This is a genomic window from Rhodococcus sp. NPDC055024 (assembly GCF_053608585.1).
In genome coordinates this window covers 262,964-285,165 of sequence record NZ_JBSGVT010000001.1, presented here as the reverse complement: position 1 = coordinate 285,165, position 22,202 = coordinate 262,964, and the positions used below count along the sequence as shown (strand labels likewise).

Genomic DNA, 22,202 nt, shown 5'->3' with positions numbered 1-22,202 from the left:
GTTCCGGCTACGGCGATCACGGGTGCGGCGGTTGATCTGACTGCGACGGTGGCTCCCTCGAATGCTGTTGGTTCGGTGCAGTTCAAGTCGAACGGTGTTGCGATCGGTTCCCCGGTGACGGTGTCCGGTGGGACCGCGACGCTCTCGCATTCCTTCGATGCTGCTGGTGCGCAGAGTGTTACGGTTGACTTCACTGCCGGTGCTGGGTTTGTGAGTTCTTCGGCGTCGGCTCAGACGGTGACGGTCTCGGATCCGGCTCCGGTGGATGTGGAGACGACGACGTCACTGTCGGTTCCGGCTACGGCGATCACGGGTGCGGCGGTTGATCTGACTGCGACGGTGGCTCCCTCGAATGCTGTTGGTTCGGTGCAGTTCAAGTCGAACGGTGTTGCGATCGGTTCCCCGGTGACGGTGTCCGGTGGGACCGCGACGCTCTCGCATTCCTTCGATGCTGCTGGTGCGCAGAGTGTTACGGTTGACTTCACTGCCGGTGCTGGGTTTGTGAGTTCTTCGGCGTCGGCTCAGACGGTGACGGTCTCGGATCCGGCTCCGGTTGATGTGGAGACGACGACGTCACTGTCGGTTCCGGCTACGGCGATCACGGGTGCGGCGGTTGATCTGACTGCGACGGTGGCTCCCTCGAATGCTGTTGGTTCGGTGCAGTTCAAGTCGAACGGTGTTGCGATCGGTTCCCCGGTGACGGTGTCCGGTGGGACCGCGACGCTCTCGCATTCCTTCGATGCTGCTGGTGCGCAGAGTGTTACGGCTGACTTCACCGCCGGTGCAGGCTTCGTCAGCTCCTCGGCATCGGCCCAGACGGTGACGGTCTCGGATCCGGCTCCGGTGGATGTGGTGACGACGACGGCGTTGTCGGTTCCGGCTACGGCGGTTACGGGTGCGGCGGTTGATCTGACGGCGACGGTTGCTCCCTCGAATGCTGTTGGTTCGGTGCAGTTCAAGTCGAACGGTGCGGCGATCGGTTCGCCGGTTGCAGTCTCCTCGGGTGTTGCGACATTGAGCCATGCGTTCGATGCTGCTGGCGCTCAGAGTGTTACGGCTGACTTCACCGCCGGCGCCGGATTCAAGAACTCGGTTGCGAGTGCGAAGTCTGTTCAGGTCAGCGTTGCCGACCAGGAATCTGTAGTTGAACTGAACGTCCCCACCGACGCCAAAACTGGTGTGGTGAAAGATTTGTGGGCAACCGTCCGGACCTCGTCGGATGACGCTGTCGGTGTCGGTACCGTGCAGTTCTACGACGGTGGCGTTGCAATCGGCGGCCCTGTAGCGGTGACGGCCGGAGCTGCTGGTCTATCGCATACGTTTGATTCTGCGGGTGCGCACAGCATCACGGCGGTTTACTCGGGCGGATCGGGTGTAGTCGGATCCTCCGCCCAGGCACGGTCGGTGAATGTCACGGATCCTGCGCCTTCGGATGTCACCACGGAAACTGCGGTGACCGTGCCTGCCGAGGCCGTCGTGAACAAGTCGGTGACCCTGTCGGCGACTGTCAGTTCGGTGCAGAACGGTGGAACCGTGCAGTTCATGGATGGGGACACCCCGATCGGTGACGCTGTTGCGGTGGTCAACGGGATCGCGGCGCTCAACCACACCTTCACGACAACTGGCACGCACTCGATCACGGCAATTTACAGCGGCGCAGCCGGATTCACGGGCTCGACCTCGACTGCCCACGCAATTCAGATCAAGGCTGCAACCGGCGGTGGCTCAGGCAGTCTCGGTTCCGGCAGTGCTGGTTCGAGCGATTTCCTTCCATTCGGTTCCTGACCGGAACAGTTCAGGTCGCGGCCCCGAGGCAATATCCCTCGGGGCCGATCGACAGGGTGAACTGCATCGAGCGCGAGTTACCGGTTCCGTCGCTGACGGGCAGGGTGACACGGACGTAGTCGCCGCGAACCGGAGTGACTGTTGCAGCGTCGGCGTCGAAAGACTTGATACCGGCCAGCTGATTCGGATCGAGCTTGAGTGGCGGCTGGCCGGTGGCGCCGGTGCCGTCCGGATCCCACGGGCTGTTGCCGGGGCAGATCAGCGGATAGAACGTCTCGACGTCGCGGGTATTGACCGGCCGTCCCGTGGCGCGTGAGAGAAACCTGACGACAGCATGGGAAGCGTCGGCCGCGGTGTAGAAATTGGATTGCCCCGCAGGGAAGACGAACGGGCACGCATAGCCGGAAGCGATCTCCGAGCGCTTGGCGGCGACGGAGAGTCCGCCGCCGCTCCAGGTGACCGCGTACTGGCCGTCGACGCCTGGTGCTGCGATGGCCGTCAAGATGGCGGGCACATCCGAATATCGGTCGACGATCGTTGTGGGCGGCGTCGTCCAGCATGCGTTCGTGAGCGCAGCCACGTCCAAGGACACCAGGTCAGTTGCCCAAGCTGCCAAGGCCGGCGCAGCAGCCGGATTGCCGGGCACGTCACCAACCGGAGGTGGCGCGACCGGCGCAGCGGGCGCAATTGTCGTCGTGGGTGCGAGAGTGGTTGTCGTAGTGGTTTCAGTCGTCGGCGGAGACGGTTCGTCCGTCAGGATTCCCGTCCGTCCGTCGTCCTCACATGCGGTTATCGCCAACGTCATGGCGAGTGCGACTGCCCCCACTGCCGCTCGTCCTGCCGACTTCATTCGTTCGTACGCCCCTTTTGCGACATTCTGACCAACATCCACCCCAGAACTGCTGCGGGTCAGATCACGGATTCCCGTCTACGCTAGCGAACTGTGGATCCCGTTTACAGAACAGTCATCGGCATCGCCCGTACCGTCTTCGCTTTCGAGGGCCTGAAGTTCTCCGTCAAGGGAGAGCAGAACATCCCGGCGTCCGGTGGCGCCGTGATCGCGATCAACCACACCGGGTACATGGACTTCACGTATGCGGGACTGCCGGCGCGGACCCCGAAGCGCTACATCCGGTTCATGGCCAAGAAGGAAGTCTTCGACAACAAGATCTCCGGACCGATCATGCGGGCCCTCAAGCACATCCCGGTCGATCGCGGGGCCGGCGCAGACTCCTACAAGGCAGCCGTCGATTTCCTCAAGCGCGGCGAATTGGTAGGCGTGTACCCCGAAGCCACGATCAGTCGGAGCTTCGAGATCAAGGAATTCAAGTCCGGCGCCGCCCGGATGGCGATCGAGGCGGGCGTCCCGATCGTTCCCGTCGTCATCTGGGGCGCTCAGCGCGTCTGGACGAAGGGTTATCCGAAGCGTTTGGGCCGCACCAACACTCCTATCTCCATTGCCGTCGGCGAGCCGATCGCGCCCTTCGAGCCGGCGAGTGAGCTGACGGCGAAGCTGCACTCGACAATGCAGGAGTTGCTGCTCGATCTGCAGAAGAACTACGACCATCCGGCAGGTGAGTACTGGGTACCGGCCCGCCTAGGTGGCAGCGCGCCGACCCTCGAGCAGGCGGACAAGATGGACGCCGACGAAGCCGCGGCAAAGGCCAAGGCTCGCGAGGCGCGGAAGTCCGAAGGCTGACCGATGTCCTTCGAACCCGTTTACACCGCCGTCGAGGTAGTCGCGCGTGGTCTGAGCGGTTTCCAGGGTGTGAAGGTCACCCGCACCGGGACTGAGAACGTCCCGGTGTCCGGCGGCGCCGTCATCGCGATCAACCACACGAGCTACCTCGATTTCATCCCGGCCGCTCTGGCGGTCGGCACCGCAAAACGCAAGCTCAGGGTGATGGCAAAGGCCGAGTTGGCGGACAACAAGGTACTCGGCTTCCTCATGCGTGGATGCGGCGTCATCGAAGTCGATCGCTCCGCCGGAGCGCAGGCGTATCGAGCCGGAGTCGACGCCCTGAAGCGGGGCGAGTTGGTGGGCGTCTACCCGGAGGCGACGATCAGCCGGAGCTTCGAGATCAAGGAAATGAAATCCGGGGCAGCTCGGATGGCCATCGACGCCGGTGTTCCGATCATTCCGCTGATCGTCTGGGGCGCCCAGCGGATCGTCACCAAGGGTGGACCGAAGAATCTGGGCCGCAATCGCTTCCCGATCTCGGTGGAAGTGGGCGCACCGATCGATCCGGTCGAGCCCGCCGAAGCATTGAGCGAGATCCTGCGCATCGAGATGGATGCGATCCTGCGCCACGTGCAGGACGGGTTCGTGCACGAGCCCGGGGCGTACTGGGTGCCGCGGCGACTCGGCGGTGGCGCACCGACGCCGGAGGAAGCCGCCGCAATGGACGCACAGGAACGAGCGAAGCGGGCGCGCTGAGCGAGACCGTCGTACCGGACGGGCACAATGGCGGTGTGAGCCCAGACCGTCGTATCAGCCCTGACCGCCCGACCTTGGTCGCCTCCGATGTCGACGGCACCCTCATCGATCACGACGAGTTGGTCAGCGCCCGCACCCGCGCCGCCGTGCATGCCGTCGTCGAATCCGGCACGCCGTTCCTACTGGCAACCGGCCGCCCACCGCGCTGGATTTCGCCCGTCGTCGAAGGCTTGGGATACGCGCCACTCGCCGTCTGTGCCAACGGAGCCGTTGTCTACGACAGCTACGCCGACCGCGTCCTCAGTGCCGCGACCTTGTCGGTGGACGCACTCACCGAACTCTCCGAACTGGCTCTGGTTGCACTCCCCGGGTCGGGTTTGGCCGCGGAACGGGTGGGGGAGAGCGCACATGACGCCGCCACCCCGCAGTTCGTCAGCTCACCGGATTACGAACACGCCTGGCTCAATCCGGACAACACCGAGATGTCCGAGGACGAAGTGCTTGCGGCGCCTGCCGTCAAACTCCTGATTCGTCGTCCGGGCATGACCAGCACGGCGATGTACGACACGCTCGCCCCACACGTCGGTGCGCTCGCCGACATGACGTACTCCACCGAGAACGGACTGATCGAACTTTCGGCGCCGGGAATCACGAAGGCATCGGGACTGGTTGCCGCCGCGGAGCGGTTCGGTTTCGACCTGTCGGGTCTGGTTGCCTTCGGGGACATGCCCAACGACATCCCGATGCTGGGGATGGCACGCCTCGGCGTGGCCATGGGGAACGCTCACCCCGAAGCCAAAGCCGCAGCCGACGAGGTCACGGACACCAATTCGGAGAACGGGGTCGCAAAAGTCCTCGAGCGCTGGTGGTCGTAGAACCCACCAGCGCCCGAGGACGTGTACTGCTCGGCTGTCAGCCGACAGGCGCGCTGTTGGCCATTTCCTGGGCAAAGGTTTCGTTGTAGGTCTTGAGGACCTTGGTGACCATGCCGGTGATCTGGTTGAAGATCAGCGAACCGTTCTCGAAGTCGCTGCGCAGGCCGTCCGGGATCGAGTACTCGTCCGAGATCGGCAATCCGAGTTCACCCGCGTCGGAACCGAAGCTCTGCCACGACTTGAAGATCTCGCCGAGCACGGTGAACACTCCGCCGTTGGGTGAGGTGTAAACAGCGCCGTTCTGGAACAACGCACCCTGGTTGCCGAGTTTCGCCTGCAGGATTCCGGACAGCGCCTGGCCGAGGCGTCCGAGGTCGCCACCCTCGGCGATCCACTTCTGCGCGAGCGGTGAATTGTCGGTGATCTTCAGAATCTGGGTGACCAGATCCGGGATCGACGATCCGGTGCCACCGGTGACCGTGTCGACCGGTGTGGTCGGCTTGGGCGCAGGTGTCGACGGATTGGAGGGGTTCGAGGGGGTCAACGTTCCCCCGATATTCGCGGCCGCGATGTTCCGGATGTCGTTCATGTGTGCGTACGCGGCATCACCCGGGCAAGCGGTGTTTCCCACGTCGCGGTGGGCGAAGATGATCGGCAGATCCACTGCTGCGCCCTGCGGGTACGGAGTGAACTCGGTGCCCTCGGAGTACATCGTCGTTCGACCCTTGGGGTCGAGGCCCGCCATGCCGAGCTTCCAACCGAGGAACTTGCCGACGGCGTTCAGCGTCGCCTGCGAAGGCTCGACATTGGAGTAGTCACCCATCATCGCGATACCGGTGGTGTTCTCGTTGAAGCCGCCGGCGTGCGCGCCCTGCACTGCCTTGTCGAGTCCGCCTGCGCGGCCTTCGAAGGTCTGACCGTACTTGTCGACGAGGACGTTGTATCCGACGTCGCACCAGCCGAGAGTCTGTGCGTGGTAGGCGTAGATCGAGCGGACGATGCCCGCCGATTCGGCCTTCGTGTAGTTGTTGCTACCCGCGGTGTGGTGGACGGTCGCGCCGCCGATGAAGTCGTCGTACGTGGGGGAGTCGCAGCGAAGTGACTCGTCTGCTCCCCACTGCGCGCGGGTGATGACGGACGGTCCGCTGCCGCCGAGCGGCGCTGCGACGGCCTGCAGATTGCTGTCTGCCTCGCTGGCACCCGGGTCGATCAACACTGCGGTGACGGCATCTGCTGCCGTCGTCACCTGGCGAAGCGGTTTGGACACCGAAGCGGGGGTGTACCCGAGTTCGCCGGTGGCTGCGGGTGCCTCAGCAGGCGCAGGCGCTTCAGCGGGTGCGGCTTCCGGTGCGGGTGCGGCTTCTGGTGCCGGAGCCGGCACAGCCTCGGCTGCGGGAGCAGCGACGCCCTGCGGCGTGAGGATCTGGATGGACTTGGTGGCGCCGACGAAGACCGGTTCGGTGGCGGTGCCGGCATTGGTGGCCTGATCCGAGCTGGCGGAGTCGATGGCGTCAGGGGTGAACCACGGGCCCCAGGTGCCGTCTTCGGCGAGGGCGCGGACCTTGGACTGCGCCGAGGCGATCGTGTCCGAGGTCAACGCGACCATGCTGAACGGAGTGTCGCGGGTGACTTCCTTGACCACAGCGCCTGGCTCTTCCTCGGAAGGAACCGGAGCGGTCTCGGTCGGGCCGCCGGGAGCAGCGGGTGCCGGGAACAGCTCGGTCGGCAGCGTGATCCCGGGAGGTAGTGGGATTTCGGTCGGGAGCTTGAGGTTTCTCAGATCGCCGAGGTTGATGTCGGGGAGATCGAGACCGGTCAGCTCCTTGACCGGAATGATGATGTCGGGCACCGACGCGAGGAGCACCTGTGCGATCTGGGTCGGCACTGCTACTGACGTCGTTTCGTTCGCGGAACGTACATCGGACGTAGTGCTCGTGAAGCCGTAGACCGCAAAAGGACTTGCGACAGCCACTGCGGCTACAGCCCCGAGTACGAGCGAGGGCTTCGGTCGACGGTGTGGCAAGGGATTACTCCTCGGTTGTAGTTACTTGCGAGCGAACTTCAGGGCCGATGACGGCCGTGAACGGAATCCTTCAAAACCGGATCCGAGCAGGTCGGATGCCATGTTCTGGGGTTGAACTCCAGTTTTCGGACGCGTACGTCTGCAACTCGTGATGCTGGTGTGACTCGTGTGACTGGTGTTGCTAACTCCAAACACTCTTGCCACACTAGTCACAAAAGTCCATAACGCTCAACCTTAGGGTGAGACTTTAGTTAAATCGTTGTGGACTGGCCTGCGCGCGGAGTACCGACTTCGCGGACTCGTGAGGCCGGTACCGATGAGGAGAGCATTGATGGCGAGAAGCGGAAGAAGCGGAACTGCAGGTAAGAAGCCTGTGTCCGGTCGCGCAGGTCGCTTTCTGGTGGGCGGACCCGGGAGGCGAACCTCGCTGATGCGAGTCTCGGTCCTCGGACTCGTTCCAGCTCTCGCACTCGGCGTCGCGATCGGAGGTTTCACGCAAATCCGCGCTGACGAGCCGTCGATTTTGCACGCCGTCGCCGCCGATACACAATTCACGCTCTCCGGTCACGGCAACGGACATGGCCGCGGAATGGGCCAGTGGGGCGCCTACGGCTACGCCAAGAACGACGGGTGGTCCGGCGAGCGAATCCTCAGTCACTACTACGGCGGAACTGTCCTGGACTCCATTCCGCCCGCGCAGATGAGTGTGCGGCTCACGGCCCAGGACAACTCGACGCTCGACGTGTACTCCGACGCCGGCCTGGTGGTCAACGGCCAGCGCACCGCGCCCGGCGAGGCTGCCCACCTCACTGCACTGCCCGGTGGCGGTGCACAGGTGGTTGTCACCAGTGGATGTGGTGGCGGGGTCGTCTGGGAAGCGGTCACCGATCATCCGTGGGTGGACCCGGTGGATCTCGGTCCTGATCGACCCGCCGACCAGTTCCTGAAGCTGTGCGACAACGACGCGCCCTATCGTGGTGCCCTCGGCGTAGTGCTCGACAACGGCTCGGCGCGGACGGTGAATCTTCTCGACATGGAGGACTACCTGCTCGGCGTAGTACCGGTGGAGGCAAAAGCGGAATGGGCCGATTCCGGTGGGGCCGAAGCACTCCGGGCTCAAGCCGTGGCAGCGCGCTCGTATGCTGCAACCGAACATCGGTCCGCGTACGCCGACACCTGCGACACACAGGACTGCCAGGTGTACGGCGGGGCGGGCAAGGAAGATCCCCGCACCACCGAAGCTGTTCGCTCCACCGCTGGTGCCGTTCTGTCACGTGACGGCAAGATCGTGGCCACTGAATTCTCCTCGTCCACAGGAGGTTACAGCTCCGGCGGAGAGTTCCCGGCCGTCGAAGATCTTGGCGACGCGCTGTCTCCCAATCACGATTGGACCGTGAATCTGACCGCAGGGCAGATTGCGGACGCCTTCGGTGTCGGCGAGCTGCAATCACTCAAGATTCTTTCGCGCAACGGATTCGGCACCGACGGTGGACGAGTGACGGCAGTCGAGGTGGTCGGTACAAGCGGCACGGTCGGTGCGACCGGAATGCAGTTCCGTCAGAAACTCGGCCTGAAATCGGACTGGTTCACCATCGGTGACGGTGCCGGTGTGGTAGTGGCGCCAAATTCGGAATCGACAGTGCCGGAATCCAATTCGCCATCCGAGGATCCATCGGGTACGGTTACGGAGACGCAGATCGAGAAGAAGTATCGGGAGCTCGGTGGTGAAACCGGCTCTCTCGGTACTCCTGTCGGCCCGGAGATGCAGTTGCCCTCCGAAGCAGGCACTTTCCGTGTCTACGAAAACGGAACCATCATCTGGACAAAGGTTTTGGGTGCGCAGGTAGTTGATGCCAACGTGCTCCGCGAGTGGATACCGACGGGCGGAAGCTAGGGGAAGGTCGGTCGGTAGCGACTCGCACGTATCGACTCTGAAGGGTCTCTGCCGCAATCCGGTGGGGGCCCTTCAGGTCGCTTCAGGGGATATCGGTTTGACCTGTCAGATGGTCGGAGCGTCGCCGAGCAGACGGTACTCGAGCCACAACTCCGCGCGTTCCGTGGGGGAGCCGAGATCGAGCTGAAGAAGGCTCTCGATCCGAGCGAGTCTGCTGCGCAACGTATGTCGATGAATATTCAGCGCTGTTGCTGCGGCGTCGCCCACCCCGTTGTGTGCCAGCCACATGGCCAAGGTCCGGTAGAGATCGCTACCGCCCTTCGCTTCCAGAAGCGGTCGCAAGTGTGCCGCCGCGAATGCCGTCGAGCGATCCTGATCGAGAAACGCGGACAATCCACTCTCCGAGAGTTCGGCGAACCGCATCGAGGGCAGGTTGCGGGCGCCGGCCTCGGCTGCTGCCTGCGCGGCTTGGCGTCTGGCGCGCGAAAGATCGTCCCACCACAACATGTCCGACACGCCGACGGTTACGTCGATCTCATTGATACGAGCGAGAATTCGTCCACTGTCCGTGGCCGAGACTACGGCGATCAGTGCGCCGTCGGTGATGCCGAAGGCCAGATCGCGGCTGAGGCCGTCGAGCAGTGAGACGGACACGCTCTCGAGCAGGCCGCTGGGACCCGCTACGTGGAAGACCTGGAAAGGTTCGACCGGAAATCCTCCCCATAGTTCACCGGAGATGTTGCGGGCGAGCGCATTCTGGCCTTCGAACAGTTGATGCATCGCAACGGTGCGCAGGTGGTTCATCGTCAACTGCGCATCTCGGGTCCGAGCCGTCATCAAGGTGAGCAGAGATGCGGCTGCGATGACGATTCCCTGATTCAGAGATCCGACGGCGCCAGGGCAACCGGCGACGAGGTATCCCATCAGCTTTCCCCTCGACGTCAGCAGGGGATGGGAGATGACGTCCTCGTTCTCACTCGTGAGGAAGCTGACCTCCATCGGGCGAGCATCGCGCTCAGGGGCCGTTCGCTCGATTCCAGCGGCCGCGGCAGTGTGCGAGATCTCGACGGTATGACCGGCCGAGTCCAGCAGCGCTGCCCATCCGCCGATCAATTCCGCCACCCGTCGTACGACCGCCCGGGTGCCGTTGACCGTCACCGCAGCTTGAAGTAGTCGCCGCAGGCTCTGGTAGTTGCTGCGCAGCGCTTTCATGTCGTCGTCGGATTGCGCCTTCGACACCGCTTTGGTCAGGGCGATGAAAGGTGTTCGCAAAGGGACGTCGAGTAGGGGCACACTGAAACGGGTGGCCGCATCCACCAGAGTCTGCGGCGCCTGCTCGTATCCGAGGCCGGTTCCGAAACCGATTCCGGCAATTCCGGCCGCAACCAGGGTTCGTACGAATCGGGTCGTTTCCGCGGCCGTCGTCGGTAGTGACACCCCGGTGATGAGCAGTAGTTCACCGCCGTCGAGGAAAGGCGTCGGATCGGGAAGTTCGGAGACATGTGCCCAGGTCAGGGTGCGATCGAGCTGGTCGTGCCCAGCCAGGACGCGAAGGCCGAACTGTTCGGTCGCACAGAGTTGACGGAGCGTGATGGGCATGGGTCCAGTCTGGCACCCCGAACCCGCCACTTTGTAGTGCCTGCGGTCACGTTTGTACAAAGTGGAGCCTGACGCGAGCTTGCCGAAGGTCCGACACTGGCGCTATCGAAATTGCGCTCCAGCAGAGCGTCACCGAGATCCACGTCCCGAACAGCCAACGAGGAGTACTGATGTCCAGTACAGAACCGCCCGCACTTCAGCACACGCTGAAGAAGCGGCATCTGTCGATGATTGCGATCGCGGGCGTCATCGGCGCCGGACTGTTCGTCGGCTCCGGTGTGGCGATCCAGGAGACGGGCCCAGGCGTCCTGATTTCCTACGCACTCGCCGGCGTCGTCGTCATCCTCGTGATGCGCATGCTCGGTGAGATGTCGGCAGCGTCGCCGGAAACCGGCTCGTTCTCCTCGTACGCCGACAAGGCCATCGGCCGCTGGGCGGGCTTCTCGATCGGCTGGCTGTACGCGTGGTTCTGGATCATCGTGCTCGGCATCGAGGCCACCGCCGGTGCCCTCATCATGAATCGCTGGGTTCCCGGCGTTCCCCAGTGGACCTGGGCGTTGATTCTGATGATCGTGCTGACGCTGACCAACATCATCTCGGTCAAGTCCTTCGGTGAGTTCGAGTTCTGGTTCGCGTCCATCAAGGTCGTCGCAATCATCGCGTTCCTCGGCATGGGTGTCGTGGCGATCTGCGGATGGATGCCGGGCGTCGAAGCACCCGGAATGACCAACCTGACCGGTCACGGCGGTTTCCTGCCGAACGGAACAGGAGCCATGCTCGCCGCAGTCCTTGTGGTCGTGTTCTCGTTCTTCGGCGCCGAAATCGCGACCATCGCCGCCGGTGAATCGGCCAACCCGCTCGAAGCCGTTCGCGCAGCCGTCAAATCCGTCGTCTGGCGAATCCTCATCTTCTACATCGGCTCGATCGCCGTTGTCGTCACACTGCTTCCCTGGGACAGCGCGTCCGTCGCGCTCAGCCCGTACGTCGCCGTCATGGACTCGTACGGCATTCCGGCCGCAGGCAACATCATGGACGTCGTCGTCCTCACGTCGGTTCTGTCCTGCCTCAACTCCGGTCTCTACACCGCGAGCCGCATGATCTTCTCCCTCGCCGGCCGCGGCGACGCCCCCAAGTCGCTCTCACGTATCGAGAAGACCGGCGTACCCATGCGCGCGGTTCTGGTCTCGACGATCGTCGGCTTCCTGACCGTCGGCATGAACTACCTCTCCCCGGACAAGGTCTTCCTGTTCCTGGTCAACTCCTCCGGTGCGATCGCGCTGTTCGTCTGGCTCGTCATCTCGGTGTCCCAGCTGCGCACTCGCCGCAAGCTCGAAGCGTCGGGCCAGGAGCTGGAGCTGAAGATGTGGTTCTTCCCGTACCTGACCTACGCCACGATCGCAGCCATCATCGCGCTCTGCATCGGCATGCTCACTCTGGACTCGACTCGCAGTCAGATGTTCGTGTCCCTGGGGCTCGCAGCGATCCTCGTGGGTATCGGGCTTTACCGCTATCGGAACGACAAAGACCCCGAAGACGCCGAAGCCACCGAGGCCGAGGGCGTACCGGCGGTCGAGAGCGCTCCCACACCCTGACACCAACGTCCCCATCTGCGAGATACTTCGATGTCCTAGTATCGGCCACGGACGAAGAAATCGACGTGAGCACAGCAGATGGGGACAATCATGACCACACCCGAACCGATCGTCATCGTCGACGGGGCCAGGACCCCCGTCGGTAGCTTCGGCGGCGTCTTCAAGGACGTCCCCGCACACGAGCTGGGCGCCGCAGCAGCCAAGGCCGCGCTGAGCCGCGCCGGCGTTGCACCCGAAGACATCGACGAGGTCGTCATGGGCTGCATCGGCCAGGTCGGCCCCGACGCCTACAACGCACGACGCGTGGGCATCGCCGCCGGGCTGCCCGAGAACGTCCCCGCCTACACCGTCAACCGCCTCTGTGGCAGCGGCCTGCAGGCCGTGTGGTCTGCGGCGATGCAGATGCGCTGGGGCGCAGCTGCCATCACCCTCGCCGGCGGCGACGAGAGCATGTCCCGCATGCCGTTCTACGACTTCGCTGCCCGATCCGGCTACAAGCTCGGCGATCGCAGCCTCGTCGACGGCACCGTCGCCATGCTCACCGACCCGTTCAGCAAAGCCCACATGGGCCGCACCGCCGAAGCCGTCGCCCGCAAGTACGGCGTCAGCCGCGAGCAGCAGGACGAGTTCGCCGTCGAATCGCAGCGCCGCGCCGCTACCGACGCAGCGAAGGCAGCATTCGCCGAGGAAATCACTCCCGTCGAGACCGGTGGCCGGCGCTCCGTCACAGTCACCGAGGACGAGCATCCCAAGCCCGGAACCACCGTCGAAACCCTCGCCAAGTTGCGCCCCGCATTCGAAGAGGGCGGATCCGTCACTGCCGGTAACGCGTCGGGCATCAACGACGGCGCCGGCGCACTCGTCCTCGCGACGGGCACCGAGGCAGCCAAGCGCGGCCTCACCGGACTGGTCACGCTCGAAACAGTCACGACAGCAGCCATGGAGCCCGGCCTGATGGGCTACGCTCCCGTGCTCGCTCTCGAAAAGCTCTTTGCGCAAACAGGATTGAAGCCCTCCGACATCGGCACCGCCGAGGTCAACGAGGCGTTCGCTTCGCAGGCCATCGCCGTCATCCGTGACAGTGGCCTGGATCCGGAGAAGACCAACCCGTACGGCGGAGCAATCGCCCTCGGACACCCCGTCGGCGCCACCGGAGCCATCCTGACCCTGCGCGCGGCCCGCGACATGGTCCGGCGCGACCTCGAATTCGGCATCGTCACCATGTGCATCGGCGGCGGACAGGCACTCGCAGCCCTGCTGAAGCGGGTCTGATCATGGCGACCAAGCGCAAGCCGTCGTGGCACGACGACGAGATCACCGCAGTAGCCGAACTGGCCCGTGGTTTCTTCGATCGTGAACTGATTGCCAAGCGTGAGCAGTGGGACGCTCAGCATCGCGTCGACCGGTCCGTGTGGCTCGAAGCCGGCAAGCTCGGCCTGCTGTGCTGCTCGATTCCCGAGGAATACGGCGGGGGCGGTGGAACTTTCGCGCACGATCTCGCTGTCTTCGAGGCGCAGGGCTATTGCGGTGACTACGCACTCGGCAACTCGGTGCACAGTGGCATCGTCGCCCACTACGTCCTCGAGTACGGCAACGAAGAGCAGAAGAAGGCCTGGCTGCCTGGCATGGCCACGGGTGAAATCCTCGGCGCCATCGGAATGACCGAGCCCGGAACAGGTTCCGACCTCAAGGCCATCACCACCTCCGCGATCCGCGACGGTGACCACTACGTAGTGAACGGGTCGAAGACCTTCATCACCAACGGTGGCAGCGCCGACATGATCGTGCTCGCCGTCAAGACCGATCCCAAGGCCGGGGCCAAGGGAGTCTCGCTCTTGATCGTGGATCTTCGTGACTGCGAAGGCTTTGCCGTCGGCCGCGTGCTCGACAAAGTCGGTCAGCACGGCGCCGATACGTCCGAGCTGTCCTTCACCGACGTTCGCGTTCCGGTCTCGAATCTCCTCGGCGAGTCCGAGGGTCTCGGTTTCGGTCAACTGATGGCGCAGTTGGTGCAGGAACGCCTCATCATCGGCGCGCAGGCCATCGGCACCATCGAGCGTGCAGTCGAGGAGACCGTCGCATACACCAAGGCGCGTCAAGCGTTCGGGCACAGTCTCTTCGAGTTCCAGAACACCGCCTTCGAGCTGGCCGAGTGCCAGACGATCGCACGCACCTGCCGCGTGTTCCTCGACAATTGCATCGAGGATCACCTCAACGGCGAGCTGGACGGCGCCGACGCCGCCATGGTCAAGTACTGGCTCACCGAGCAGCAATGCGCCGTCGTCGACCGGTGCGTGCAGCTTTACGGCGGGTACGGCTACATGCGTGAGTACCCGATCGCGCGCATGTACGAGGACTCCCGCGTGCAGAAGATCTACGCCGGTGCCAACGAAGTGATGAAGGGCATCATCGCGAAGAGTCTTTGATCACCGGCGTCGAAAACCATTGACACCGACCGGGCACCCACCGAGCATTTCGGTGGGTGCCCTTTGTGTGTGCCTACAGGCAGTATCGAGCTGTTCGGAAGGCAAACACTGATGAGCTTCACCATCGACGTCGGATCGGCGCGCGTCACCCAACTGACCGAACTGGCGCACTGGCCGTTCCCGCCGCGAGAGCTCTTTCCCTACGCGGGTGAGACGGAGATCGAGGAAGCGTCGGCGCGTCTGACACCGGAGTTCTTCGACGCGGGCAGCGGTGACCTCGTACTTGCCATCCACACCTACCTGGTGGAGATCGGCGGCAAGGCCATCGTCGTCGACACCGGCAACGGCAACAGCAAGCACCGGCCGAACCTCTTGCCGCACCACATGTTCGGCACCGACTACCTCTCGCGATTCGCAGCCACCGGCGTCGCCGTGGACGATGTCGATCTGGTGGTCAGCACACATCTGCACCCCGACCACTGTGGTTGGAACACCAACCTCGACGCCGAAACCTGGCGGCCCACCTTTCCCCGCGCGACCTACATTTTCGACCGCACCGAACTGACCGCGCTCGAACAACTCGCCGCCGACGGTCCACACGAAGGAGTGGTCTCGGATCTCGCGCAGACCTTCGAGGACAGCGTCCGTCCCGTTCTGGACGGGGCGAAGTGGGCGGCAGTCGACGACGGTCATGTCCTGGCCGAGGCAGAAGGCACACGCGTCGTCGTGCGCAGCGCGCCCGGCCACACGCTAGGTCACATCGTGATCGAGATTCGCACTGCCGACGGTGGCGCCGTCATCTCCGGCGACGTGATCCACCATCCGATTCAGTTTCTGTACCCGGACCTCAGCCAGGGCGGTGACGCTGACCCCGACATCGCCAGGGTCACCCGCCGCGCACTTCTCGAACGCTGCGCGTCGGAGGGACTCGTTCTACTTCCCGCGCACTTTCCGGTCGACGAACCGATCACCATCGGTTTCGATACGACGGGTGTGCCGAGTGCGGCGGGTCTGATCGGTCTCGCAGCGTCCTGACTTGCCGCATCGGCCCTGGTGACGCATCCAACCCTCGGCTTCCGAACAGGTCCGATACCCTGGTTCATCGTGACCGCTGCAAATTCAGAGACCGCCCGTGCCCAGTACGACCTGATCGTCGTCGGTTCGGGATTCTTCGGGCTGACCATCGCCGAGCGTGCCGCTACCCAACTGGGTAAGCGCGTGCTGGTGCTGGATCGCCGTCACCACCTGGGGGGAAACGCATACTCGGAGGCAGAGCCGGAGACCGGCATCGAGGTCCACAAGTACGGTGCCCACCTGTTCCACACCTCCAACAAGAAGGTCTGGGACTACGTCACCCAGTTCACGGAGTTCACGAACTACCAGCACCGCGTCTTCGCGCTGCACAAGGGACAGTCGTACCAGTTCCCGATGGGGCTCGGCCTCGTGTCGCAGTTTTTCGGTCGGTACTTCACGCCCGAAGAAGCGCGCGCCCTCATCGCCGAGCAGTCCAGCGAGATCGACTCGAAGGACGCTTCCAACCTCGAAGAGAAGGCGATCTCCCTGATCGGACGCCCGCTCTACGAAGCATTCGTGCGTGACTACACCGCTAAGCAGTGGCAGACCGACCCCACCGAGCTGCCCGCGGCGAACATCAGCCGCCTGCCGGTCCGCTACAACTTCGACAACCGCTACTTCAACGACACGTACGAGGGTCTGCCCGTCGACGGCTACACGGCGTGGCTCGAGAACATGGCAAAGGATCCGAAGATCGAGGTCCGCCTCGACACCGATTACTTCGACGTCCGCGACGAACTGCGCACCGCCAGCCCCGACGCACCTGTCATCTACACGGGCCCGCTCGACCGCTACTTCGACTACTCCGAAGGTTCGCTCGGATGGCGCACCCTCGACTTCGAGACCGAGGTTCTGCCCACCGGTGACTTCCAGGGCACCCCCGTCATGAACTACAACGACGCGGACGTCCCGTTCACCCGCATCCACGAGTTCCGTCACTTCCACCCGGAGCGCGAGTACCCGGCCGACAAGACCGTCATCATGCGTGAGTTCTCACGTGCCGCGGAGGCGAAGGACGAGCCGTACTACCCGATCAACACTCCCGAGGATCGCGAGAAGCTCTCCGCGTACCGCTCACGCGCCAAGAAAGAGACCGCAGAGAACAAGGTCCTCTTCGGTGGACGTCTCGGCACCTACCAGTACCTGGACATGCACATGGCGATCGCCAGCGCGCTGACCATGTTCGAGAACACCCTGCGCCCGCATCTCGAAACGGGTGCGGAATTGGCAGGGGAGAGCGAATGAACGCACGTCATCTACTCGAGGGCGAAGACGCCGTCGGCGGCGACGAGGTGACCTACCTCGGTAAGTCCCTGCTCCAGCGGATCATCCTGCCCCGCGCGGGTGAGCCGCTCGACGTCCGCACGTTGTACTTGGAAGAGTCCTGGTCCAACAGCCGGCGGGCACACTCGACCTCACGCACGTCGGTAGCGCTCGGCGCCGAGACCGAGGTCTCGTTCGCCACCTACTTCAACGCGTTCCCCGCCAGTTACTGGCGACGCTGGTCCATCCTGAAATCTGTGGTCCTGCGTCTGGAACTGTCCGGACACGGCCGCGTCGACATCTACCGTTCCAAGGCGGATTCCTCGCGAATTCACGTGGAAGGCAAGGAATTTGCCGACGGCGATGCCGCGCTCGAGTTCGAGGTGGAACTGGCACCGTTCGAGGACGGTGGCTGGATCTGGTTCGACATCACCACCGATACGGCCGTAGTCGTCGAGAGTGGCGGCTGGTACGCACCCGTCGAGGCTCCCGGCGAAGCGACTGTCGCCGTTGGTATTCCGACGTTCAACCGTCCGACCGACGCGGTCAAGGCGCTTGCTGCGCTGGCGTCGGATCCGCTGGTGTCGGACGTGATCAAGGCCGTCATCATGCCGGATCAGGGCACCCGCAAGGTGCGCGACGAGCCGGGATTTGCCGAAGCTGCTGAAGCGCTCGGTGATCGGCTCGCCATTCACGATCAGGGCAACCTCGGTGGTTCGGGCGGATACAGCCGAATCATGTACGAGGCACTCAAGACCACGCAGTGCCAGCACATCCTGTTCATGGACGACGACATCGAGATCGAACCGGACTCGATTCTGCGTGCGCTTTCGTTCTCGCGTTTCGCGAAGTCGCCGATGCTGGTGGGTGGGCAGATGCTCAACCTGCAGGAACGAAGCCACCTCCACGTGATGGGTGAAGTGGTCAACCGCGGCATCTTCATGTGGACCGCGGCACCGAACGTCGAATACGACCACGACTTCTCGAAGAAGCCGCTGCGCGAATCGAAACTCCTGCACCGCCGCATCGACGTCGACTTCAACGGCTGGTGGATGTGCATGATCCCGCGCCAGGTCGCCGAAGAGATCAAGCAGCCTCTCCCTCTTTTCATCAAGTGGGACGACTGCGAATACGGTTTGCGCGCAAAGAAAGCCGGATATCCGACCGTCACGTTGCCCGGTGCCGCGATCTGGCACATGGCGTGGAGTGACAAGGACGACGCCATCGACTGGCAGGCGTACTTCCACCTCCGTAACCGTCTGGTGGTGGCCGCGCTCCACATGCCGGGCAACGGCCGCGGTCTCGTCGTCAACACGGTGAAAGCAACCCTGAAGCACCTCCTGTGCCTCGAGTACTCCACCGTCGCGATCCAGAACACGGCCATCGCGGACTTCCTCGCCGGACCGGAGCACGTCGCGAACATGCTGCCGACAGCACTCGGTGAGGTCCACGCCCAGCGCAAGGAATTCTCCGACGCCGTCGTACTGCCGTCGTCGACTGCGTTGCCGCTGCCCTCCGGTGCCGACGTCGGGGACGTGAGCCTGCCGCTGTCGACCGTCGCGAAGATCACCCGGGTCCTCAGGGCCGGAGTGCACAACGTGAAGCCGGCCAAGCCCGAACACCTCGAGCGTCCTCAGCTCAACGTGCCGACCATCGACGCGCGTTGGTTCCTGCTCTCACAGGTCGACGGCGTCACCGTCACCACGGCCGACGGTCGCGGCGTCGTCTACCGCAAGCGAAACCCGAAGCTTGCACTCGAACTGCTCAAGGAAGCCACACGGTTGCGCCGCGAACTCGCCGCGCGTTTCCCCGAGCTCAAGAAGCAGTACCAGGACGCCGTTCCTTCACTGACCAGCACGGAAAGGTGGGAACGTGTCTTCGGCATCTCCTGAAGTACGGATTCTGGCCGGGATTCAATCGACCGTCGGGCAGCTGCCGGGAGCCGTGAAGGTCGCTCGCGGCATGTCTCACTTCGGTGAGCACTCGCTCGGGTGGATCGCGATCGCAGCCGTCGGAGCCGCCGTGGACAAGCCGCGTCGACGCGAATGGGCCGGAGCAGCCGTCGGAGCATTCGGTGCACACGCCGCCTCCGTGGTGATCAAACGAGTTGTCAGGCGCAAGCGACCGTCCGACCCGTCGGTGCAGGTCAACGTCTCGACACCGAGCAAGCTGAGCTTCCCGTCGTCACACGCGACGTCGACGACGGCGGCGGCTGTGCTGATCGGCCGACTCACCGGGCTACCCTTACCGGCGTTGCTGGTGCCCCCGATGATGCTCTCGCGTCTGGTCCTGGGAGTTCACTACCCGACCGACGTACTCGCCGGAGCGGCACTGGGAGCCGCATCCGCGGCGGTAGTTCGCCGGGTCGAAGAAGCCAGAGCCGAACAGAAATGTGGAGATAAATGAGCGAGGAACCGGCTACGGTCAGCGGACCCCCGAAGTCCCTGCCCGCCGGCATCGTCAAGGCGCTTCGCCCACGTCAGTGGGTCAAGAACGTCCTTGTGCTGGCAGCGCCCATCGCGGCCGGAACCGCCACCGAAGCCGACGTGCTGTTGCCCGTCGCGCTGGCGTTCGTCGTGTTCTGTATGGCGGCATCAGGCATCTATCTCGTCAACGACGCGATGGACGTCGAAGCCGACCGTGCTCACCCCACGAAGCGATTCCGTCCCATCGCGGCCGGAGTTCTGCCCGTCAACATCGCCTACGGCATGGCAGTCGTACTGCTGTCCGCTGCGATCGGACTGTCCTTCCTGGCCAACTGGCAACTCGCCGTGGTTATGGGCGTGTACATCGTCATCCAGCTCGCGTACTGCTTCGGCCTCAAGCATCAGGCCGTCATCGACATCTGCATCGTCTCGTCGGGCTTCCTGCTTCGGGCGATCGCCGGTGGCGTTGCCGCCGAGATCGATCTCTCGCAGTGGTTCCTGCTGATGATGGCGTTCGGTTCGCTCTTCATGGCCGCAGGCAAGCGTTACGCCGAACTGCAGTTGGCCGAGAAGACCGGTGCAAAGATCCGTAAGTCCCTCGAGAGCTACACGATGACGTACCTGCGTTTCGTGTGGACGATGGCAGCGACGACGCTGGTCCTCTGCTACGGACTGTGGGCGTTCCAACAGGACGCCATCAAGGGCACCAACTGGTACGCCATCTCGATGGTGCCGTTCACCATCGCGGTGCTGCGATACGCGGTGGACGTCGACGGCGGCGAAGCCGGAGAGCCTGAGGAGATCGCGCTCGGTGACCGGGTGCTGCAACTCCTCGCGATTGCGTGGATCGGAGTAGTGGGTGTCGCTGTCTACCTCGTCTGAGCCACGCACCGAGGCCGACCCGCACGTCGACACTGCGGCGAACCGCACCACCCTCAGTCGAGGAGTTTTTCTCGGCGGGGTGGTGCTTGCTGCTGCCCTCATGTTCTGGGGTGCGTGGGAGCGCCGCTGGATCGCCGACGACGGACTTATCGTTTTGCGAACCGTCCGCAATCTGCTGGCGGGAAACGGCCCGGTCTTCAATGCGGGTGAGCGGGTCGAGGCGAACACGAGTACCGCGTGGACATACATCGTCTACGCATTCAGCTGGCTCACGCAGATCCGCCTCGAATACGTCGTCCTGACGATCGCCCTCGTCCTCTCGACAGCGGCTGTCGTGCTGGCGATGCTCGGTACCGGTCGTCTGTACCGCGGCGTGCGGCCGTCGGCGGGCGGAACGATCCTGCTGGTTCCGGCAGGTGTTCTCGTCTACATCGCGGTTCCGCCTGCACGGGATTTCGCCACGTCCGGGCTCGAAACGTGCCTGGTGATCTTCTGGATCGCGCTCCTGTGGCTACTGCTCGTTCGGTGGGCGCAGGCCTCGACGCCCTCCACAGCGTCAATCCTGACTCTCTCGTTCGTGGCCGGCCTCGGACCTCTGGTTCGACCCGAGATGGCAATTCCCGGTGCCGCCGCGTTGATGATGATCGTCCTCTCCGCAGGCCTGACCTGGAAGATTCGCACACTGATCGTGGTCGTCGCCGGACTTGTCCCGGTGGCCTATCAGATCTGGCGAATGGGCTACTACGCCTTGCCGTACCCGAACACCGCGGTGTCGAAGGACGCCGGTGGCGCGAAGTGGGCGCAGGGTTTTGCGTACCTGTGGAACCTCGTCGGGCCGTACCTGCTCTGGTTGCCGTTGCTGTTCCTGCTCATCGGTGCCCTGCTGCTCGTGTGGCGAAGCAGAGCGGACGCACCAGCCACCGCCACCGATCAACCAGCACGCCCGCTGTGGCAGCGCTTTCAGCAGTTCCTGCGCACGCCGCGGGCGATTGTCACCTTCATTCTCGGCAGTGGGCTGATCCTCGGGATCTACTCTCTGCGCGTCGGCGGCGACTTCATGCACGGCCGCGTCCTGTTGCCGGTGCTGTTCTGCCTGCTCATCCCGGTCGCGGTCATTCCGTTGCGGGTGCCTGCTCGATCAGCGTTCGGCAGCAACCGAGACACCGCAATCTTCGGTGTCTCGGCGGTGCTGTGGATCGGCACGATCATCTGGGCTTTCTTCGCCGCAAACACGACGGGTATGCCGGAAGGCTCCGTGGTGGGTCGCTCGGGAATCGTCGACGAGCGCGCGTTCTACGCACTCAACACCGGTCACAAGCACCCGATCCTCGCCGAGGACTACCTCGACTATCCGCGGATGCGTGCCATGGTCGAGACCATCGCGCGGACCCCGGAGGGTGGGCTGCTGCTGCCGTCCGCGAGCTACGACTCCTGGTTCGTCGTCCCACCGCCCGGACCGCTCGAAGAGCCGGCCGAGCACGTCGTCTTCTTCCTCAACCTCGGAATGACGAGCATGAACGTCGGCCTCGACGTCCGGGTGCTCGATCAGATGGGGTTGGCGTACCCGCTGGCAGCTCACACCGAGCGACTCGAGGACGGCCGGATCGGGCACGACAAGAATCTCTATCCGGACTGGGTGGTCGCGGACACGGGAATGATCGACGTTCGCCCGTGGCTGCCGTTCTTCCTCGACGAGGACTGGGTTGCGGACGCGAAGCTGGCCATCACCTGCCCGGAAACGCAGGAGCTGCTGACGTCGTACCGCTCCGAGCTGACCTGGGCCAGATTCAAACAGAACTTCCAGCAGGCATTCGACTTCGCGAAGTACCGATTCGACCGGGTTCCGGCCTACGAATTGGAACGGTGCGGGCTCGTGCCACCAGAGCCACCCAGGTGATGTGATCAGCATCACCGACGGTTGAAGGT

General features: G+C 63.9%; 17 protein-coding genes. 14 read left to right on the top strand and 3 right to left on the bottom strand.

Annotation, left to right across the window (positions count from 1 at the left end; genetic code table 11):
- Nucleotides 1–1,785 (top strand): beta strand repeat-containing protein (locus ACWF6P_RS01300; RefSeq protein ID WP_452619680.1); only part of this gene is annotated, 1,785 nt, incomplete at its 5' end.
- 10 nt (nucleotides 1,786–1,795) lie between these two features.
- Here the strand turns inward: ACWF6P_RS01300 and ACWF6P_RS01295 are convergent.
- Complete coding sequence (locus ACWF6P_RS01295) at nucleotides 1,796–2,635, bottom strand: hypothetical protein (protein WP_452619679.1); 840 nt, start codon at nucleotides 2,633–2,635, stop codon at nucleotides 1,796–1,798.
- 93 nt (nucleotides 2,636–2,728) lie between these two features.
- On the opposite strand from ACWF6P_RS01295, the gene ACWF6P_RS01290 reads away from it, so the two are divergent.
- The 3 genes from ACWF6P_RS01290 to ACWF6P_RS01280 are packed head-to-tail and all read left to right on the top strand — an operon-like array spanning nucleotide 2,729 to nucleotide 5,097.
- Entirely contained in the window at nucleotides 2,729–3,484 is a 756-nt protein-coding gene (locus tag ACWF6P_RS01290; protein WP_230817678.1) for a lysophospholipid acyltransferase family protein, read from the top strand.
- Between the two features lie 3 nt (nucleotides 3,485–3,487).
- Nucleotides 3,488–4,222, top strand: coding sequence for a lysophospholipid acyltransferase family protein (locus ACWF6P_RS01285; protein ID WP_452619678.1), 735 nt, complete (start codon nucleotides 3,488–3,490; stop codon nucleotides 4,220–4,222).
- Between the two features lie 53 nt (nucleotides 4,223–4,275).
- Nucleotides 4,276–5,097 carry an HAD family hydrolase gene (locus tag ACWF6P_RS01280; protein WP_378445767.1) on the top strand — a complete coding sequence of 274 codons (822 nt, stop codon included), beginning with the start codon at nucleotides 4,276–4,278 and terminating at the stop codon, nucleotides 5,095–5,097.
- Between the two features lie 37 nt (nucleotides 5,098–5,134).
- Here ACWF6P_RS01280 and ACWF6P_RS01275 read toward each other — a convergent pair whose 3' ends face one another.
- Nucleotides 5,135–7,120 carry an N-acetylmuramoyl-L-alanine amidase gene (locus tag ACWF6P_RS01275; protein ID WP_452619677.1) on the bottom strand — a complete coding sequence of 662 codons (1,986 nt, stop codon included), beginning with the start codon at nucleotides 7,118–7,120 and terminating at the stop codon, nucleotides 5,135–5,137.
- A 331-nt stretch (nucleotides 7,121–7,451) separates the two neighbouring features.
- On the opposite strand from ACWF6P_RS01275, the gene ACWF6P_RS01270 reads away from it, so the two are divergent.
- Nucleotides 7,452–9,014, top strand: coding sequence for a SpoIID/LytB domain-containing protein (locus ACWF6P_RS01270; RefSeq protein ID WP_452619676.1), 1,563 nt, complete (start codon nucleotides 7,452–7,454; stop codon nucleotides 9,012–9,014).
- A 105-nt stretch (nucleotides 9,015–9,119) separates the two neighbouring features.
- Here the strand turns inward: ACWF6P_RS01270 and ACWF6P_RS01265 are convergent, their stop codons facing one another.
- Complete coding sequence (locus tag ACWF6P_RS01265; RefSeq protein WP_452619675.1) at nucleotides 9,120–10,613, bottom strand: PucR family transcriptional regulator; 1,494 nt, start codon at nucleotides 10,611–10,613, stop codon at nucleotides 9,120–9,122.
- Between the two features lie 170 nt (nucleotides 10,614–10,783).
- On the opposite strand from ACWF6P_RS01265, the gene ACWF6P_RS01260 reads away from it, so the two are divergent.
- The 9 genes from ACWF6P_RS01260 (at nucleotide 10,784) to zomB (ending at nucleotide 22,173) form a co-directional block, all read left to right on the top strand.
- Nucleotides 10,784–12,205, top strand: coding sequence for an amino acid permease (locus tag ACWF6P_RS01260; protein ID WP_452619674.1), 1,422 nt, complete (start codon nucleotides 10,784–10,786; stop codon nucleotides 12,203–12,205).
- Between the two features lie 90 nt (nucleotides 12,206–12,295).
- Complete coding sequence (locus tag ACWF6P_RS01255; protein WP_007731825.1) at nucleotides 12,296–13,477, top strand: thiolase family protein; 1,182 nt, start codon at nucleotides 12,296–12,298, stop codon at nucleotides 13,475–13,477.
- Between the two features lie 2 nt (nucleotides 13,478–13,479).
- Nucleotides 13,480–14,631 carry an acyl-CoA dehydrogenase family protein gene (locus tag ACWF6P_RS01250; RefSeq protein WP_283306458.1) on the top strand — a complete coding sequence of 384 codons (1,152 nt, stop codon included), beginning with the start codon at nucleotides 13,480–13,482 and terminating at the stop codon, nucleotides 14,629–14,631.
- A gap of 111 nt (nucleotides 14,632–14,742) precedes the next feature.
- Nucleotides 14,743–15,666: an MBL fold metallo-hydrolase gene (locus ACWF6P_RS01245; protein WP_452619673.1), complete on the top strand. Its 924-nt coding sequence runs from the start codon at nucleotides 14,743–14,745 to the stop codon at nucleotides 15,664–15,666.
- Nucleotides 15,667–15,735: 69 nt separating this feature from the next.
- Entirely contained in the window at nucleotides 15,736–16,950 is a 1,215-nt protein-coding gene (glf, locus tag ACWF6P_RS01240) for a UDP-galactopyranose mutase (RefSeq protein WP_452619672.1), read from the top strand.
- Entirely contained in the window at nucleotides 16,947–18,860 is a 1,914-nt protein-coding gene (locus ACWF6P_RS01235) for a glycosyltransferase (protein ID WP_452619671.1), read from the top strand. The genes glf and ACWF6P_RS01235 overlap by 4 nt, the downstream gene beginning before the upstream one ends.
- Nucleotides 18,841–19,374 carry a phosphatase PAP2 family protein gene (locus ACWF6P_RS01230; protein WP_230817658.1) on the top strand — a complete coding sequence of 178 codons (534 nt, stop codon included), beginning with the start codon at nucleotides 18,841–18,843 and terminating at the stop codon, nucleotides 19,372–19,374. The genes ACWF6P_RS01235 and ACWF6P_RS01230 overlap by 20 nt, the downstream gene beginning before the upstream one ends.
- Nucleotides 19,371–20,276, top strand: coding sequence for a decaprenyl-phosphate phosphoribosyltransferase (locus tag ACWF6P_RS01225; RefSeq protein WP_452619670.1), 906 nt, complete (start codon nucleotides 19,371–19,373; stop codon nucleotides 20,274–20,276). The genes ACWF6P_RS01230 and ACWF6P_RS01225 overlap by 4 nt, the downstream gene beginning before the upstream one ends.
- A complete protein-coding gene (gene zomB, locus ACWF6P_RS01220) occupies nucleotides 20,254–22,173 on the top strand; it encodes a flagellar motor control protein ZomB (RefSeq protein WP_378445545.1) in 1,920 nt (639 codons plus the stop codon). Before ACWF6P_RS01225 ends, zomB begins: the two co-directional genes overlap by 23 nt.
- Nucleotides 22,174–22,202: the final 29 nt, after the last annotated feature.